16 protein-coding genes and 1 tRNA gene are annotated in these 16950 nt (G+C 70.4%); 8 read left to right on the top strand and 9 right to left on the bottom strand.

Going from position 1 to position 16950, the window contains the following annotated elements; genetic code table 11:
- Nucleotides 1–4: 4 nt before the first annotated feature.
- From ED208_RS05755 to ED208_RS05745, 3 genes are all read left to right on the top strand, one after another.
- Nucleotides 5–79: transfer RNA gene (locus ED208_RS05755), tRNA-Thr, on the top strand.
- Between the two features lie 287 nt (nucleotides 80–366).
- Complete coding sequence (locus tag ED208_RS05750) at nucleotides 367–1425, top strand: GGDEF domain-containing protein (protein ID WP_123210923.1); 1059 nt, start codon at nucleotides 367–369, stop codon at nucleotides 1423–1425.
- Entirely contained in the window at nucleotides 1422–1670 is a 249-nt protein-coding gene (locus ED208_RS05745; RefSeq protein WP_123210922.1) for a DUF1653 domain-containing protein, read from the top strand. The genes ED208_RS05750 and ED208_RS05745 overlap by 4 nt, the downstream gene beginning before the upstream one ends.
- Here the strand turns inward: ED208_RS05745 and ED208_RS05740 are convergent.
- Nucleotides 1667–2449: an alpha/beta fold hydrolase gene (locus ED208_RS05740; protein ID WP_123210921.1), complete on the bottom strand. Its 783-nt coding sequence runs from the start codon at nucleotides 2447–2449 to the stop codon at nucleotides 1667–1669. The two genes, ED208_RS05745 and ED208_RS05740, sit on opposite strands and share 4 nt — an antisense overlap.
- Nucleotides 2446–3471 carry a M14 family zinc carboxypeptidase gene (locus ED208_RS05735; protein WP_123210920.1) on the bottom strand — a complete coding sequence of 342 codons (1026 nt, stop codon included), beginning with the start codon at nucleotides 3469–3471 and terminating at the stop codon, nucleotides 2446–2448. Before ED208_RS05735 ends, ED208_RS05740 begins: the two co-directional genes overlap by 4 nt.
- Before the next feature lie 158 nt (nucleotides 3472–3629).
- Between ED208_RS05735 and ED208_RS17275 the strand changes: the two genes are divergently transcribed.
- On the top strand, nucleotides 3630–3767 hold the full coding sequence (locus tag ED208_RS17275; protein ID WP_158608454.1) for a hypothetical protein: 138 nt from the start codon (nucleotides 3630–3632) through the stop codon (nucleotides 3765–3767).
- Nucleotides 3768–3774: 7 nt separating this feature from the next.
- Here the strand turns inward: ED208_RS17275 and ED208_RS05730 are convergent, their stop codons facing one another.
- Both ED208_RS05730 and ED208_RS17270 read right to left on the bottom strand, forming a co-directional pair.
- The gene (locus ED208_RS05730; RefSeq protein ID WP_158608453.1) at nucleotides 3775–4299 is read right to left on the bottom strand and encodes a TlpA family protein disulfide reductase; all 525 of its coding nucleotides are present in this window, start codon (nucleotides 4297–4299) and stop codon (nucleotides 3775–3777) included.
- Complete coding sequence (locus tag ED208_RS17270; protein ID WP_158608452.1) at nucleotides 4296–5360, bottom strand: phospholipase A; 1065 nt, start codon at nucleotides 5358–5360, stop codon at nucleotides 4296–4298. Before ED208_RS17270 ends, ED208_RS05730 begins: the two co-directional genes overlap by 4 nt.
- Before the next feature lie 115 nt (nucleotides 5361–5475).
- On the opposite strand from ED208_RS17270, the gene ED208_RS05725 reads away from it, so the two are divergent.
- Nucleotides 5476–7284 (top strand): monovalent cation:proton antiporter-2 (CPA2) family protein, encoded by a 1809-nt coding sequence (locus ED208_RS05725; protein ID WP_123210918.1) that lies wholly within the window; start codon nucleotides 5476–5478, stop codon nucleotides 7282–7284.
- Nucleotides 7281–8591, top strand: coding sequence for an adenylate/guanylate cyclase domain-containing protein (locus ED208_RS05720; RefSeq protein WP_233574870.1), 1311 nt, complete (start codon nucleotides 7281–7283; stop codon nucleotides 8589–8591). The genes ED208_RS05725 and ED208_RS05720 overlap by 4 nt, the downstream gene beginning before the upstream one ends.
- On the opposite strand, the gene ED208_RS05715 is transcribed toward ED208_RS05720, so the two are convergent.
- The 5 genes from ED208_RS05715 to ED208_RS05695 form a co-directional block, all read right to left on the bottom strand.
- Nucleotides 8588–9778, bottom strand: coding sequence for a GGDEF domain-containing protein (locus ED208_RS05715; RefSeq protein WP_123210917.1), 1191 nt, complete (start codon nucleotides 9776–9778; stop codon nucleotides 8588–8590). The two genes, ED208_RS05720 and ED208_RS05715, sit on opposite strands and share 4 nt — an antisense overlap.
- 116 nt (nucleotides 9779–9894) lie before the next feature.
- Complete coding sequence (locus tag ED208_RS05710) at nucleotides 9895–11250, bottom strand: hypothetical protein (protein ID WP_123210916.1); 1356 nt, start codon at nucleotides 11248–11250, stop codon at nucleotides 9895–9897.
- Nucleotides 11232–13493, bottom strand: a complete 2262-nt coding sequence (locus ED208_RS05705) for an efflux RND transporter permease subunit (protein WP_158608451.1) — start codon at nucleotides 13491–13493, stop codon at nucleotides 11232–11234. Before ED208_RS05705 ends, ED208_RS05710 begins: the two co-directional genes overlap by 19 nt.
- Before the next feature lies 1 nt (nucleotide 13494).
- Complete coding sequence (locus ED208_RS05700) at nucleotides 13495–14292, bottom strand: outer membrane lipoprotein-sorting protein (protein ID WP_123210914.1); 798 nt, start codon at nucleotides 14290–14292, stop codon at nucleotides 13495–13497.
- A gap of 69 nt (nucleotides 14293–14361) precedes the next feature.
- The gene (locus ED208_RS05695) at nucleotides 14362–15342 is read right to left on the bottom strand and encodes an isoaspartyl peptidase/L-asparaginase family protein (RefSeq protein ID WP_123210913.1); all 981 of its coding nucleotides are present in this window, start codon (nucleotides 15340–15342) and stop codon (nucleotides 14362–14364) included.
- A 111-nt stretch (nucleotides 15343–15453) separates the two neighbouring features.
- Here ED208_RS05695 and ED208_RS05690 point away from each other — a divergent pair, with 111 nt between their 5' ends.
- Together ED208_RS05690 and ED208_RS05685 are read left to right on the top strand one after the other, a co-directional pair.
- Entirely contained in the window at nucleotides 15454–16113 is a 660-nt protein-coding gene (locus ED208_RS05690; protein ID WP_123210912.1) for a CsgG/HfaB family protein, read from the top strand.
- Between the two features lie 10 nt (nucleotides 16114–16123).
- Nucleotides 16124–16942 carry a CsgG/HfaB family protein gene (locus ED208_RS05685; protein ID WP_123210911.1) on the top strand — a complete coding sequence of 273 codons (819 nt, stop codon included), beginning with the start codon at nucleotides 16124–16126 and terminating at the stop codon, nucleotides 16940–16942.
- The last annotated feature ends 8 nt before the right edge of the window (nucleotides 16943–16950 follow it).

Genomic DNA, 16950 nt, shown 5'->3' with positions numbered 1-16950 from the left:
TCGGGCCGGCTTAGCACAGCGGTAGTGCAACGGTTTTGTAAACCGTAGGTCGGGGGTTCGAATCCCTCAGCCGGCACCACATTCCAGAGTCGCGCCCCGGTCGCCGCAAAGGCCGCCGTGGCGCCTGCGCCCGTCGCCACCGGGCGTGCAGGCCCGAAAGTTGCCGGCTGCCAGTGCACTGGGGCGCGGCAGGTCGGCGCAAGCGCGCCGCAACGGGCTCAGCAACGAGGTAGCCGTCTTGGCAGCAGGTCGTACCAGAAAATTCCATCGTCTCCCGGTCACCGGCAGTTGTGGCCGTGCTTGGTCGGCAACTGCCGTGGCCGGTCAACCGGCTGTGCGCGGTGCCCGTCCTGGGCGGGGGTGGCGATGAACGCCGCCGTCACGCTGCCGACCATCCTGCTGGTCGGCGAGGTTGCCGAGGATCTGCGCCTGGTCCGGCAGATGCTCGACGGCGTCGAGGCGGAGTTCGGCCTGCGCAAATCGCTGGAACAGGCCGGGCAGGTGTTCCTGGAACAGCAGCCGGCGCTGGTGATCGTCTGTCAGGAGCCGGCTGCGGTGCCGGCCGCCGAGGCCGAGGCGCCGCCGGTCTGGGCGGAATACTTCGGCGACAGCCCGGTGATCTTCCTGGCTTCCGAGGCCTCCAGCCGCGATCCCCAGCGCCTGCAATGCTTCGACGCCGCCAATCTCGACTACGTGCTGCGGCCGCTGCAGAAGCACAACCTGCTGCCGAAGGTGCGGGCCTACCTCAATGCCTACCGCAGCAAGCTGGGCCTGCAGGCGGCGCTGGAGCAGCTCTACGAGCGCGGCCGCGAGGTGCAGGAGTTGCAGGACACCTTCCGCAAGCTGGCCTATCAGGACCCGCTCACTGGCCTGCCCAACCGTTTGCAGTTCATGGACCGCCTGGCCAATGCCATCGCCCGCGCCGACCGCAACCGCAGCCGGCTCGGCGTGCTGTTCATCGACATCGACGGTTTCAAGGGCGTCAACGACCAGCACGGTCATGCCGCCGGCGACGAACTGTTGCGGCAGATCGCCACCCGGCTGTCCTCGGCGGTGCGCCGGGCCGATACCGTCTCGCGTCTGAGCGGCGACGAGTTCGCGGTGCTGATCGAGCAGCAGGCCGACGCCGGCAGCGCGCTGGCGGTGGGCAACAAGATCTGCCAGATCGTCGCCCAGCCGTTCGAACTGGAACTGGCCCCGGGGCAGCCGCTGGGCCTGGGATGCAGCGTTGGCGTGGTGCTGTACCCCGATCATGGCCGCGACTGCGATTCCCTGCTGCGCGCCGCCGACCAGGCGATGTACGAGGCCAAGCGCGGCGGCAAGGGCATCGCCCGGCTGGCGCCGCTCGCCGGCCCGCAGGCCGATCTGCCGGCGGCAGCCGCTGCGCCCTCGCTGGCCGCTGGCCTGCCCGGGACGGCGTCATGAGCGAGTCCGGCGAACTGTCCGGGTTCCGCGCCGGGGTCTACCGCCACTACAAGGGCAACTGCTATCTGGCGCTGGGCTTGGCCCGCGAGGACGAGAGCGAGGAGGTCGTGGTGGTCTACACCCGGCTCTACCCGCGCGAAGGTTTGCCGATGAGCACCCGCCGGCTGCGGGTCTGGAACCAGATCGTGGACACCCCGGAAGGTCCGCAGCCGCGCTTCCAGTACCTCGGCCAGCAGACGCCCTAGGGCGAATCGGCGCCGGCCGCGAGGCGCTGGCGTTCCCAGTCGCCGATCTGCTGAGCCACCCACTCGCCATCGTCCAGCGGCAGGTCGTGGCCGGCGCTGGGGTGCACCCGCAGCGGCGCCCGCCAGAGTGCCGCCAGGGCCTGCGAGCAGCGCGGCGATACCAGCCGGTCCCCGGCGCCGCAGAGCAGCAGCAGTGGCACGGCGGGCGCGCTCGCCGGCGCGCGGAAGCGGATCGCCGCGCCGAGCTGGCGCAGGCCGTTGGCGCGCGACACCGGATGGCTGCGGCGCCACTCGGTCCAGATCGGCAGTTGCTGGCGGGTGCGCTCGTGGTGGCGGCTGGTCAGGTCCAGCACCGCCCGTTCGGCAGCGGCCGGGCTGGGCTCGCGCAGCGTCTGCCGCAGCAGCAGCGGGTAGGCCACCGGCCGCAGACGGTGATAGAAGGGACTGACCGGCCGCAGACTGGTGTTGGACAGCACGCAGCTCTCGACCTCCGCCGGGTAGGCGCTGCTCCAGGCCACCGCCACCATCGCGCCCAGCGACATGCCGAACAGCCGGTAGGGCGGGGCAATGCCCTGGCGGCGCAGCTCCGTGCGGTAGAGGTCGGCCATGGCCTCGACCCTGGCCGGGCTTTCCTCGCGGTTGCGCTGGCCGTTGCCGGGCAGGTCCGGCGTCAACAGCCGCGCGCCGGGGAACTGGGCCTGGAACAGGGCCGGGAAATCGCCCCAGTGACGTTGATCGCGCATCAGGCCGCGCAGCAGGATCCAGGGCGTTTGGCTCATCGGGGGGCTCGGGTGTACCAGTGTTTCAGGGCCTGCGCGCGCAAGGGCTCGCGCTGCTCGTGGCTGGGCAGCCAGCGCGGATGGCTGCGGGCGGCGCGGGTGAAGAATTCCAGCAGCGACAGGTGCCGGCGCATCACCCGCTGCTGCCGGTGGCCGATCAGCGGGTTGAAGATGCCCATGCGCGAGAACAGTTGGCGCGGGTTCTTCTTCACCCACAGCCAGGAGCCCATCTCCAGGGTCAGCGGCAGGAATACCCGCTCGGGCTTGCCCAGGGCGCGCAGGTAGAGGTGATCCCAGAGATCGCCGTGGGTGAGGTATTGCAGGCTCTGCGGCTCGAAGACGTACTGGTGGTGCACATGCGCCTGCTCGAAGATGCGGCGCAGCGCGTGCAGCTCGGGCAGGTGCTCGATCGGCTCGGCGGTGTGCGCGTGCGGGAACCACAGCCGGTCGCGGGTGCCGAAGCCGGAATGGCAGTCCACCGCCAGGCTGAAGCGGCGGCTCAGCAGCTCCTCCTCGACCAGGCTGCAAAGAGCGGCGCTCTCCGCCTCCATCGGCGCGCCGGCCAGGCCGCGATACCAGGGCAGGCCGGGGCTCAGACGCTGGCCGCCGATCAGCAGGGGCACCGGCTGCAGCGCCTCCACCGGCGCGTTGCGCATCAGATCGACGCCGTTGGGATTGGCGCGGGTGCCCAGCCAGAGGCCGCCGGGGTTGACCAGTGGCATGAATACCAGACGCATCTCGCGCAACTGCTGGTGCAGCAGTTCGTCCCAGGCCAGGCGCTTGACCAGGCTGCGCAGGAAGGCGATCACCACTTCGGCGCCGATCCGCTCCAGGCCGTGCACGCCGCCGAAGAAACCCACAGCCGGTACGTCCAGCGAAGGATTGCCGAGCGTGATCGCCTGTACCGGGAAGCGCCGGCTGCCGACCCGCGCCTCGCACAGCGTCCGCGCCTGCAGATGACTGCCGCCCTCGGCGATCAGTTGCTGGAGCTCGTCCAGCTCGGGCAGGGGGCGGTCGTGCACGCGCGTTTGGGGAGTGGAAGACGCGGGAGTCTAGCCCGCGCGGCTGGCGAAATGCGCCGGTCATGGCCGCTGTCATCGGACTGCCACGGAGATTTCACGGAGGCTTGATACGGTGCCGTCCGTTCAACACCAGACCACAGTCGCACAGGAGTTCCGCCATGCGTGAAATCGTCCGCAGCTTCCGCAGCTATCCGGCGCTCAGCCTGGGCAGCGCCGTGCTCTGGGGCGTGATGGAGCTGGTCGCCCTGCAACGCTCGCAGCGGCTTACGCGCAGCCAAGAGGCTGACGCTGCCTGAGCCTGGCTCAGCCGGCCGCCTCGGCGGCCAGCAGTTCGCGCAGCTTTTCCTCGAGGGTTTCCGCATAGCCCTCGCCGTGACCGTAGTAGATGAACTTCACCTGGCCGTCGGCGCCGACCAGATAGGCGCTCGGTAGCTTCGGTGGGGCGTAGCGCTTCGCCGCCAGACCGATCAGGTCGGAAATCACCGGATAGCGCACCGGGTGCAGTTCCAGGAAGCGCCGCGCCCGCGCCGGATCGTCATCGACATTGACGCCGATGATCTCGAAGCGCTCGCCCAGGCCCTCCGCGTGCAGCTTGTCGCGCAGGCCATCCAGTTGCGGCATCGACAGCACGCAGGGGCCGCACCAGGTGGCCCAGAAATCGACGATCACCAGCTTGCCGCGCAGCTCGCTGAGCCGTACCCGCTGATCCGCGTGCAGCAGATGCCGGCCGGCGACTTCCGGCGCCGCCTCGCCCGGGTCCAGCGCCCACGCCGGCGCGGCGATCAGGCCCAGCGCCAGGCAGGCGCCGAGCAGGCCCAGCCGGCTCACCGCTGCAGCGCGACGCCGAGGGCGACGCGGGTGACGCTGCGGTTGTAGTCGATCAGGCTCTCGCCATAGCCGTTGAACACGCGCAGGAACAAGGCGCCGACCGGGCCGACCTCCAGGCTGTAGTCCACCTGCACGGCGCCACGGCCGGTGGCGGTATTGCCGCGCAGCATCACTTCGATCAACTGGTTGTTCCAGGGCAGGTCGCGGCGGTAGCGCAGCTCGCCGTAGCCGTAGTAGCTGCCGAGGTCGGGGTTGTCGTCGCGCTTGGGGTCGGTAACCGCGCGGCCGTCGTCCTCAGGGATGCGCCACCAGGTCTTGAGCTGCACCGCCTGCCGGCCCTTGATCCAGTAGGGCGCGAAGAACAGGCGGTTGTAGGAGCGCGAATCGGGCAGGTCCTGGCCGTTGGACTCGTGTTCCAGGCCGGCGTCGAACGACCAGTCCGGCAGCAACTTGAGCGGCTTGGGCAGACGCACGAACAGTTCCGGGTTGTAGTTGCTCTCGCGGAAGGCCTTGCTCTTCTTCTCGTTGAAGATCTGGAAGTAGGAGCGCTGCGAATAGCCGAAGTAGAGCGCCCCGGGGCCGAAGTCCCAGAGCTGTGCCTTGCCGCTGATCTGGAAGATGAACTCGCTCTCGTCGCCCGGGAAGCGCGGGCTGTAGCTGAACGGCAGGATGAAATTGGCCTTGTGCAGCGACACGCCCGAGCAGGTGTTGAAGATCGCGCTGGCGATCTGGCCGCGTTCCACCGGGGCGCCGTAGTCGCGCAGCGAGCAGCCGGTCTGCACCCGCGCCGGCGTCGCCAGCACCGGCTTGGCGTCGAGATTGCTCACCGGCACCAGCGGCACCGGACCACTGGAGAGCGTGGTGCCGGCGCTGTCCTCCGGGGCGTCGGCCGGGGCCGGCGCCGGGTTTTCCAGCGGCACCTCGCCGGGAGCGGTCGGCGCCACCGCCGGCAGGGCGCGCACCGGCGTCGGCTGCCCTCCGCTGGTGCTGGCGGCAGGGGTTTCGGCCAGGGTCGGCAGGGCGCAGACGGCGAGCAGGACGAGACTGGCTGAGCGGAGCATGGGTGTGTTCATTCGCGAGGGTGCCACTAGCATACGCAGAGCCGTGATCGCCTGCCCCGAAGTGCGCGGCGCAGGCCCTTACAATGCCGGCACTTTCCGTCGGCCATCAGGGCTCATGCTTCAGGAAGCCGCGCTGTTTCTCGCCGCCGCCGTGCTCTTCGTGCCGCTGTTCAAGCGGGCGCGGCTGGGCTCGGTGCTGGGCTATCTCGCGGCCGGCCTGGTGATCGGGCCGCACGGGTTGGGCTATGCCCGCGATGCCGAACAGGTGCTCCATGCCAGCGAGTTCGGGGTGGTGCTGCTGCTTTTCGTGATTGGCCTCGGATTGCAACCGCGCCGGCTGTGGACGCTGCGCCGCGAGGTGTTCGGCCTCGGTGGCGCCCAGGTGGCACTCACCGCGTTGCCGCTGGCGCTGGTCGCCCACAGCTTTGGCGTCGCCTGGGCCGGCGCGGCGGTGATCGGCCTGGCGCTGGCGATGTCGTCCACCGCCCTGGTGCTGCAACTGCTCGGCGAGCGCGGCGAGCTGACCGCCCATCACGGTCGCGGCGCCTTCGCGGTATTGCTGTTCCAGGACATCACCGTGATCCCCTTGCTGGCGCTGATCCCGCTGCTCTCGGCCCCGGCCAGCGCCGGCATCGGCTGGCCAGAGATCGCCAAGGCGCTGGCGGTGGTGGCGGCGGTGATCGCCAGCGGCCGCACCCTGCTGCGGCCGGCGCTGCGGGTGCTGGCCAATGCCCAGGTGCCGGAGATCTTCACCGCCGCCTCGCTGCTGCTGGTGATCGGCGTGTCGCTGGCGATGCAGGCGGTGGGCCTGTCGGCCTCGCTGGGCGCCTTCCTGGCCGGCGTGCTGCTGGCCGACTCCGAATACCGCCACGAATTGCAGGCCGATCTCGAACCCTTCAAGGGCCTGCTGCTGGGCCTGTTCTTCATCGCCGTCGGCATGGGCGCCGACCTCGGCCTGCTGGCGCGCGCGCCGCTGACGGTGCTGGGCCTGACGCTGGGGCTGCTGCTGCTCAAGGCGCTGGTGCTGTACGGGCTCGGCCGGCGTTCCGGCATGGATCATCAGGGCGCTCTGCGCCTCGGTGGTTCGATGGCGCAGGGCGGTGAATTCGCCTTCGTGCTGTTCGCGGTGGCCGCCGCCGCCGGCCTGCTCAGCGCCCAGCAGGGCGCGCTGCTGACGGTGGTGGTGACGCTGTCGATGATCGCCACGCCGCCGTTCTATGCGCTGTGCGCGCTGGCAGCGCGCCGGCACGCACCGGCGCCGGCGCCCTATGACGAGATCCGGGTCGCGGAAACACCGGTGGTGATCGCCGGCTTCGGGCCGTTCGGGCAGATCATCGGCCGCGTGCTCAGGGTCAAGAAGATCCCCTACACCGTGCTCGACAAGAACGCCGAGCACGTGCAGTTCGTGCGCAGCTTCGGCAACCCGGTGTTCTTCTCCGATGCCGCCCGCCCCGAGGTGCTGCGCGCCGCGCACGTGCACAAGGCCAAGTTGTTCATCATCGCCATCGCCGACGAGGCCGAGAGCCTGCGTGTCGCCCAGGCGGTGCGCGCCTTCGCGCCGAAGCTGCGGGTGATGGCCTCGGCGCGCACCCGCCAGCACGCGCTGCAACTGATCGACGCCGGAATCAATCCGGAAGACGTGATCCGCCGCGCCTACTATTCCAGCCTGGAGATGACCCGGCGGGTACTGCTGGCCCTGGACCTGCCGCCGAGGGAAGTGCACCGTGCCGTCGATTTGTTCCACCAGCAGGATCAGGAGACGCTGATGCGCCAGCACGCGGTTTACCAGGACGAGGCAGCCCTGCGTGCCGCCGCCAGCCAGTTTGCCCGTGAGCTGGAGCAGCTGTTCGAGGCCGACAACGAGGCCGAGCGCGCCGCCGCCAAGACCGCCACGGCCGCCAAGGCCCGTCAGGAGAGCCCGTGATCGCCCTCGCGCCGATGCTGCCGCACCTACTGGTCGCCCTGGTGGCGGTCGGTATGGCCCTGGCCTTCCTGCTCGCCGACGGCCGCGCACCGACTTCGCGGGCACTGGCGCTGGCGCTGTCGAGCATGGGCGTCGGCATCGTCGTCAATTTCGGCTACATCCAGATGAGCGTGCCGGAAGTGGTGCCCGGCTGGACCGGCTGGCTGGCGCTGCCGGAAGCGCTGGCGATGGCGGCCTTCCTGGAATGGCTGCTGCGCGTGCGTCGCACCATCCCCAGCGGCAATCTCGACGTGCGCGGCGGCGATGGCGTGATCCGCCTCGGGCAGGCGGCGGCCCTGGTCTACCTGGTGGAGTCGCTGCTGTGGCCGGAGCTGCGGGTGCAGCAGTTCTACGGCGCCGCCCGCCACGGCGCGCTGGGGTTCTCCGGCAGCGGCTTCTGGCGCTTCGCGGTGCCGGTGCTGCTGGTGGCGGCCTCGGGCCTGTTCTCCACCCTGCTTCTGCTCAACCGCCGGCCGGATGTCTCCGAGAAGCTGCGGGTGCTGGGCTTCGTCGCCGCCTCGCCGTTCATGCTCGCCGCCTTCGTGCTGCCCTACGACTACGCGGCGCTGTCGGTGACCGCCGGGCTGATGACCCTGCTTGCCGGCGCCACCCAGTACCACGTGCTGCAGGGCCAGCGCGGGCAGTTCATGAGCCGCTTCCTGTCGCCGCAGGTGGCTGACATCGTCAGCCGCAAGGGCCTGCGCGGCGCCATGCAGGAGGCGCATCTGGAGATCAGCATCGTCTGCTGCGACCTGCGCGGCTTCACCGCCTACGCCCAGGCGCATCCCAGCTCGCGGGTGCTGGAGGTCTTGCGCGACTACTACGCGGCGGTGGGCGCGGTGGTGGCCGAGTACGGCGGCACCATCAAGGACTACGCCGGCGATGGCGTGCTGATCCTGGTCGGCGCGCCGCTGGCGATCCCCGACCACGCCAAGGTCAGCCTGGAAATCGCCGAGCGCATCCGCAAGGACTGCCACACCCTCACCCAGCGCTGGAGCAGCCGCAAGGGCAAGCTCGGCATCGGCATCGGGGTGGCCAGCGGCTATGTCACCGTCGGCGTGATCGGCTCCGCCTCGCGGCTGGAGTACACCGCCGTCGGCCCGGCGGTGAACCTCGCCTCGCGACTCTGCGAGCAGGCCGAAGACCGCGAGGTGCTGGTGGCGCCGCGCACCGCCGAACTGGCCGGGCGGGAGCTGGAAGCGCAGCCGGCGAGGGCGATGAAGGGCTTCGCCAATCTCAAGCGCATTTACGCGCTGGAAGCTGCCTAGGCAGTGCCGGCGCTCAGCACCGGCCCGCTCCAGCGCGCCAGCCGCACCTGGTTGCGGCCGCCGCGCTTGGCTTCGTAGAGCGCCTCGTCGGCGGCTTCCAGCAGCTGTTCCCGCTGGGTGTCGGCGGTCACCGTCAGGCTCAGGCAGCCGGCGCTGATGGTCAGCGTGCCGCCGGGGCTGTCGGCATGGGCGATGCCCAGCTTCTCGATGCGGGCGCGGGTGCTTTCCGCCAGCTTGCCGGCAGCGCCGGCCTCGACGTTGTACCAGACCACCGCGAACTCCTCGCCGCCCAGCCGCGCCGCGAAGTCGAAGCCGCGCCGGGCGGCGTGACGGCGCAGGCTCTGGGCGACGGCGGTCAGCGCGCGGTCGCCCTCCGGGTGGCCGTAGCGGTCGTTGTAGTGCTTGAAGTGATCGACGTCGATCAGCATCAGCGCCAGCGGCTTCTGCTCGCGCCGGGCCTGCCGCAGCAGCTCCTCGAAGCGCTCGTTGAAGCCGCGCCGGTTGAGCACGCCAGTCAGCGCGTCGTGTTCGGAGCGGTGGTGGCTCATCTTCGCCAGCAGGTAGTTGACCCGCGCCAGATACTCCTGGGCATAGCCGGCACCGGCCGCCAGCAGGCCGATCGCGGTCAGGTTGTAGGCCATCTGCGCGAGTTCCGGGGTGTCCTGCGGATACATCCACTGGAACAGCAGCGCCTGCGCCAGCCACACCAGCGCGATCAGCAAGGCCGGCAGGAAGCGCAGGCCGGAGAGCAGGAAGATCAGCAGTGTCGCGTAGCTTTCGGTGCTGTACGGGTAGTGCAGGCCCTGTTCGGCGAACTTGCAGCGGGTCAGCAGATGCAGGCCGGCGCCCGCGATCATCGCGCCGGCCATCAGCTCCGGCAGGCGGCGGCCCTCGCGGTCGAACGAGAAATGCAGCAGCAGACCGCCCAGTCCCAGGAAGCTGACCAGCAAGGTCAGCAGATTGAGGATCAGCGCCGGGCCGTCGGGGACGTAGACCTCGCTGTTGAGCAGGCCGTTGAGCGCCAGCAGGGGCAGGGTGATGCCCAGGCCGAAGCGAACATGGGTCAGGCAGAAGCGCCGGTAGAAGCGGCGGAAACCGGGCTCCAGTTCGCCTTCGAAACGCAGCCAGCCGACGCCACGGTGGAGTTGCTCGACATAGTCGCTTTCGTTGAGTTCCGTGCTGTTCATGCCGAAGTGATGTGGGGCGGCCGAAACGATCCGGGCCCGAGGGTGGGGAGGGATTTTCCGGCCCGGACTGCGGCCTGTCCATCACCCCGCGTGGGTCGCGGTGAGGGGAGCCCGGCTCAGAAATAGCGCTCCAGCGTCAACCGCAGCTCGTCGGCATCTTTCACCACATTGGCGAGGTCGCTGGGGTCGCCGCCGGTGAAGGCGCGCAGGCGCAGGCCCAGCTTCCAGTCGTCGCCCAGCCGCCGGCTGGCTTCCAGCGACCAGGTCTGGCCGGCGCCGGTGCTGTCGATCAGCACGCCGCCCAGGGCCTGGCTGCCGGCGACATCGTTGAGCGACCAGCGGCCGCCGAGGAACACCTCGTGGTCGTAGCGGGCCGACAGCAGACCCGGCTGGGTGTCGCGCAGGGCCTCGACGATCAGGCCCAGGTCCTGGGCGCTGCCGAACAGGCCGGAGAGGTTGTACTCGAAGCCGGCCACCGCCGCGTAGCTGCGCGCGCTGCGGGTGTCGCGCACCAGGCCCTCGAACTTCAGCGCCAGCGCCTCGTGGATGTACTGCGCCTCCAGCCCCAGCCGCCGCTCGCGCTGGTAGACCGGCACCAGCACTAGATTGGCGTAGGCGCGCTGTTCCAGCTCGGCGGCGATCTCGGCATTGCTGGGCGCCAGACCGAGGGCCTGCAACAGCGGGGTGAGCAGGTTGCGGCGCGGCGCGGCGGCAGTGACGGATTCCAGCAGCGCGCAGTTGGCCTCGTCTTCGGTGCCGGGAAAGCCCGAGCCCTGGCGCAGGCAGGGCAGGATGTCCGGCTCGCGGCCGATGCCGTCGAACCAGGACAGCGCCAGGTCGAGGTCGCCGAACTGGCCGCTGGCGCGCGCCGCGTAGTCGGCGTGCAGCAGGCCGGCGCCGGCCTCGATGCGGGTTTCCTCCGGCGCCAGCGGGAAGGGATAGACGATGGGCCCGCCCGGCCCCGGCAGGCGCCGCTCGCGGAAGCCGGGCAGGGCGTAGAGGCTCAGCGCCGTGGTCTCGCCGCCGAACACGAATTCCAGCATCGGCTGGCCGAGCTTGGTCTCGCCGTCGAGATCGTCGGCGAGGTCGGACTGGTTGAGGGTATCGACCAGGTGCCGCGACTCCGCCACGCCCCAGTAGACGCGCCGCGCGCCCAGGCGGGTGGTGAGCAGCCCGGCCTGCGCCTCGTAATAGGCCTCGCGCAGGTCGGCGCGGCTGCGGGCATCCTCGCGCGCATCGGCGCGGACAAAGGCCTCCAGCACCAGCTGTTCGCCGGGGCGGGGGGCATGGCTGGCGCGCAGTCCAGCGGCCACGGCGGCGTCGCCGCGCGACTGGGCGGTGAACAGGCGGGTCTCGGTCTCCAGCCGCAGATCCAGGTCGGCGGCGGCCGGGCCGGCGGCGGCCAGCGCGAGCAGCAGCGTCAGCGCTGGCCCCGGCACCGGGCGCGGCCGGCTCAGTCGCGGTCCAGCCATAGCAGCAGGGTGGGGGTGAGCACGAACTCGGCGATCAGCGCCAGCGCCAGGATCAGCGAGGTGAGCAGGCCCAGATGCACGGTGAGCAGGAAGTTGGAGAAGGCCAGCACGCCGAAGCCGATCACCAGGGTGGCGCTGGTCACCCACAGCGCCGCGCCGACATCGGCATAGGCCTCGCGCAGCGCTGCCAGCGGCGTGGCGCCGCGTCGGCGGGCGGCGCCGTAGTGGCTGAATACGTGCATGGTGTCGTCCACCACGATGCCGATGGTGAGGCTGGCGACCACCGCCAGGCTCATGCCCATCTTGCCGACGGTGAGCCCCCAGATGCCGAAGCCCACCGCGATCGGCGCGAGGTTGGGCAGCAGGCTCACCAGCCCCAGCTTCAGCGAGCGCGACAGCCAGATCAGCAGGCCGGCGATCAAGGCGCAGGCGGTGAGCATGCCGGAGGACATGCTCTGGAAGTTGCTGCGCGCGATCTTCGCGAACAGCGCCGAGATGCCCGAGCTGCGCGCCTTCATCGGCGGCGGCCAGTGGCTTGCCACCCAGGCCTGCGCGCGCTGGTCGAAGGCCTCCAGCTCGCTGCTGGAGATGGTGTTGAGCAGCACCGTGAGACGCACCGCCGACTTGTCGAGATCGACGATGTGGGTGAGGTCCTGGCCGCTGGGCAGACTCATCTCGTAGAACAGCAGGTGCTGGGCGGCCTCCTCGCGGCTGGCGGGCAGCCGGCGCTCGGCCGGGTCGTCGCCGTGCATGGCCTGGTTGAGGCGCTTGGCGATGTCCACCAGGCTGGCGACGCGGCGCACCTCCGGTTGCTGCTTGAGCCAGTCGGAATAGGCGTCGATGCGCGCCAGGAAGTCCGGCTCGAACACTCCGCCGGGGCCCTCGGCCTCCACCGCGTATTCGATGAACTGCATGCCGGTGAGGCGCTCGTTGATGAATTCGGTGTCGGTGCGGAACTCGACGCCCCGGGTGAAGTATTCGACGTAGTTGTCGCCGAAGCGGTTGAGCGCGATGCCGGCGCTGAGCCCGGCGGTGGCGAGCAGTGCCAGCGGCAGCACCCAGCGGCGCTGGCGGATCACCGCCTCCACGAAGCGCTTCACCAGCTCCACCTGACGCAGCGCGCTGGGCGAGACGCGCGGCGGCGAGAGCTGGGTCCAGGCGGCGACGAAGCTGATCGACAGCAGCCAGGCCAGCACGGTGCCGATGGCAACCAGGTTGCCGAGGTCGCGGTAGGGCGGCGAGTCGGAGAAGTTCATCGACAGGAAGCCCAGCGCGTTGACCAGGGTGGTCAGGAAGATGGTGCGGCCGTTGATCCGCAGGCTCGCCGCCATCGCCGCGCGCGGCGCGGCACCCTTGGCGCGCTCGGCGGCGAAGGTGGTCAGCAGATGCACCGCGTCGGCGATCGAGATGGTGAGGATGATGATGCCGGCGGTGAGGCTGGCCGGATTGATCGCCAGGCCCGCCCAGCCGGCCAGCCCGAAGGTGGCGGCCACCGCCAGGCTCATCGCCGACAGCGTCGCCAGGGTCGCCGAGCCGCTGCGGAAGAAGGCGAACAGCAGCGCCGTCATCACCAGGAAGCACAGCGGGTAGAGCGTCGAGGCGTCGCGCAGCAGTTGCTCCTGCAGGGCGGCGTCGAACATCAGCACGCCGCCGAGGGCGATGCGCAGCTCGGGGTGGGCCGCACGCAGCCTCGCCACCTCGGCGTTCACCGCCGCGCGCACCGCGTTGAGTTCCACCGGCGGGTTCTGGTGCGGCAGCTCGAAGTAGAGATAGACGCCGGCGACATCGCCCTTCACCGACAGCAGGCCGCCGCTCAGGCGCTCGTCGGCCTTGGCGCGGCGGGCGATGGCGGCGAGGTCGGCCTGGGCGAGATCGTCTGGCAGCAGTGGTTCGGCCAGGAGGTCGTCGCCTTCGGCGCGCGCCTCGATGTAATTGCTGATCGAGGACGCACCCTTGGCGTAGGGCAGGCGGCTCCAGGCATCGGTGAGCGCGCGGATCGCTTCCAGGCGCTCGCGGGTGAACAGCTCGCCGTCGGCCGGCGCCACCGCGATCACCACGGTCTCGGCGCGCGAGAAGCGCTGCTCCAGCGCTTCCAGCGCGATCAGGTCGGGGTTGTCGGCGGCGAAGAAGGCGCGGTAGTCGGGATTGAATTTCAGGTCCTTGACGCCGGCCGCGCAGAGCAGTGTCAGCAGCAGCGCCAGCAGCAGCACCAGCCGGGGCCGGCCCAGCACGAAGCCACTCATTTCAGCGCGCCGAGCCGAGGCGGTTGAGGTCGAAATCGGCCTCGCGCAGGCCGCTGCCGAAGCGGATGTCGCTCCACTCGAGGCTGGTGCTGGCGCCGGTGCGGGCATTGCTCATCAGCAGACGGTCGGCGCGCCAGAACCTGCCCTGGTACTGCCGGTAGCCCTCGGCGGTCAGCGTCTTGATGCGCTGGTTCTGGGCGTCGTAGTAATCGGCCTGGTAGAGCCGCCGCTGGGCCTGGTCCATCCAGATCTCCTGGCGCGCGTAGCCGCTGCCGGACTCCTTGGGGATGCGCTCGATCAGGTCGCAGCGCTCGCCCTGCGCCGGCGCCGGGCAGGGCGCGGCGCGCAGCCATTTGTAGCGGTAGCGCTCGGTGCTCTGCGCGGAGAAGTCGTCGAAGGAAAACTCCGAGCCCATGAACGGCCCGGAACGGCCGGAGCTGGCGATGCGCTTGGTGCGGCCGGCGGCCGGCAGGTAGATCCACTGCTGGTCGCTGGCGTCGGCGGCGGTGTGGGTGAGCAGGGCGGTACCCTTCACGTCCTTGGGCGCCTCGACCACGGTCAGGCTCTTGCTGGCCGCGCCCGGCAGGTCGAGCAGGGCGATCTTCAGGCTGCGTCTGGCCTCGCCGCCACGGCCGTTGCGGATCAGCATCTGCGCCTCGGCGGAGAGATCGCCGAAGTTCTCGCCGCGCTTCTCGGCGTCCTGGATGATCGCCAGGCCCTTTTGCTCCGGCGTCTCGGCGCGGGCGGGCAGGGTGGCGAACAGGCCCAGCAGGGCGATGGCGAGCGGCAATGGCTTCATGGCGCTGTTAACGAGGGAAAGAGGTCGCCGGATGCTATCCGTCCGACGCGGGGCCTTGCTTGGTCCGGCTTACTGATCGGGGCCGTCGCTCGGGTCAATGCCGGTGCGCACCTCGCCGTCCTCGCCGACCCAGGCGCGGAACATCACATAGGAATTGAACGGCAGGCTGATGCGGCCCTGGTGGTCGATGGCGATGCAGCCGCCACGGCCGCCGTAGTGCAGCACCTCGTCCAGCGCATGGCGGCAGGCGCGCGCCAGTTCCCAACCCTGGTAGCTCATGCGCGCGTGCACCTCGTGGCCGAAGCCGACCTTGATGAAGCTCTCGCCGGTGCCGGTGCAGGAGATCGCCGCGCTGCGGTCGTCGGCGAAGGTGCCGACGCCGACCAGCGGGGTGTCGCCGATGCGGCCCGGATGCTTGTTGGTGAGCCCTCCCGTGCTGGTTGCCGCCGCCAGGCCGCCCCAGGCGTCGCGGGCGACCGCGCCGACGGTGCCGAAGGCGGCATCGGCGCGCTCGCTCTTCTGCGCGCGGTCGAAGTCGGAGTCGTGGTCGAGGGTGATGATGCCCTTGCGCCGCGCGTCTTCCAGTTGCACCAGGCGCTCGTGGGTGACGAAGTGGGCGGGCTCGACTTCCGGCAGGCCCAGCTCGCGGCCGAGCTGCTCGGCGCCGGCGCCGAAGAACAGCACGTGCGGCGAGCGCTCCATCACCGCCCGCGCCAGGCGGATCGGGCTCTTGGTTCGCATTACGCCGGTCACCGCGCCGCAGGCACGGTCGCTGCCGCGCTGGATGGCGGCGTCCAGCTCCGGCAGGCCGTCGCGGTTGAGCACCGCGCCGATGCCGGCATTGAACAGCGGGCAGTCCTCCAGCAGGCCCACCGCCAGCTCCACCGCGTCCAGCGCGCTGCCGCCTCGCAGCAGCAGGGCCTGGCCGGCGGCGGCGATGCGCGCCAGGGCGGCGCGGTGCTCGGGCTGCGGGCCGGCGTCGGGGGCGAGGTCGCCGGCGCCTCCGTGGATGGCGAAGCGGATACGGCTGGGATCGGCGGAAGCGTTCATCGACAGGACTCGGGATTCATCAAGTGTTCAGCCGCGCAGTCAAGGCTTGCGCACCTTTTCGCGGCACTACAGTCTAACGGCTGGTCTGCCGTTCCCCCCTGGAGCCACCCCATGCGTCTGCCCGTCGCCGCCCTTGCCGCCCTGTCCTTCTCGCTGACCGCCTGCGCCGCCTCGACGGCGACCGTGGTGTCCTCCTCGGGGCCCGGCATCGCCGCCGTGCAGAACGCGCCTGCGCACGGGCCGCAGCCGCGCATCGCGGTGCAGCCCTTCGAGTTCCGCTCTTCGGAAGGCAGCCCCGGCGTCGGCGCCGGCATGGCCGACATGCTCACCGACTCGCTGGTCAACACCGGCAAGTTCATCGTCGTCGAGCGCGACCGCCTGAAAGACCTCACCGCCGAGCAGGATCTCGCCGAGAGCGGCCGCTTCAAGCGCGACACGGTGGCGCCGGTCGGCGAGCTGGAAGGCGCGGAGCTGTTGATCCGTGGCTCCATCACCTCCTTCGAGAAGGAGTGCAGCGGCGGCTCGGCGATCATCGTCTCCGCCAAGGAGGCCTGCATCGGCATCAACCTGCGCATCGTCGATGTGAAGACCGGCCGGGTGGTCAATGCCACCACGGTGGAGGCGACCTCCGCCAATCGCGGCATCGGTCTGGTCTACACCAAGTCCGACCTGCCGATCGGCCTTGGCGCCTTCAGCAAGACGCCGATGGAGAAGGCGATCCGCAACGCCATCGAGGCGGCGGTGCAGCACATCGCCGCGACCAAGCTCTGAGCGCGTAGCCATGCGCGGCGCCCTGCGCCGGCTCGGCATCGTCGTCTCGCTGGCGCTGCTGCTGCCGGCCTGCAACTCGGCCCAGGTGGTGCGCGGCGAGGGCGATGCCATCGCCGCCATCCGCGCGCTGCCGGAAAACGCCCGGCCGCGCGTCGCCGTGCTGCCGGTGCTGGACCACACGCCGCCCTACGGCGTGCGCTCGCTCGATCTCAATCTGGTGCTGATCAACCTGCGCCGTCCGCAGAACGAGCAGTTGGGCCTGGCGCAGTTCACCGGCGCGGTGCGCGACATGCTGGTCACCGAGCTGTTCAGCTCGCAGGCCTTCATCGTGCTCGACCGCGACAACCTGCCGGCGGTGCTGGCCGAGCAGGCCTTCGCCGAGAGTCCGCGCTTCAACGCCGCCACGGTCGCGCCCGGCGGCGGTCTGGAAGGCGCGCAGTACCTGATCGCCGCCGCCATCACCGCCTTCGACACCGGCAGCGAGGGTGGCGCGGTGCCGATCCCGATTCCGGGCGTCATCAACAGCGATGTCGCCGCGCTCGGCGTGCTCAATCTCGGCTTCAAGAAAGGCTATGTGGCGATGGACGTGCGGGTGCTCGACGCCCGCACCGGCCGGGTGCTGCACAGCGGCGCGGTGGAAGGCAGCAACACCAAGTTCGGCGTCGATCTCGCCGCCGTCGCCGCCGCGCGCGGTCTGGGCGTGACCCAGGTGCCCGAGGTCATCAAGCTGTTCAAGAACACCCCGGTGGAGCAGGCCCTGCAGAAGATGAGCATTGCCGCCGTCGCCGAGATTGCCGCCAGCTTCCAGCGCCCTGCTGCGGCGCCCTAGTTACCTAG

This window comes from Stagnimonas aquatica (assembly GCF_003730135.1).
GTDB classification, from domain to species: Bacteria; Pseudomonadota; Gammaproteobacteria; order Nevskiales; family Nevskiaceae; genus Stagnimonas; species Stagnimonas aquatica.
Note: the sequence above shows the minus strand (reverse complement) of the source record. Positions and strands in the feature narration are given on the sequence as shown.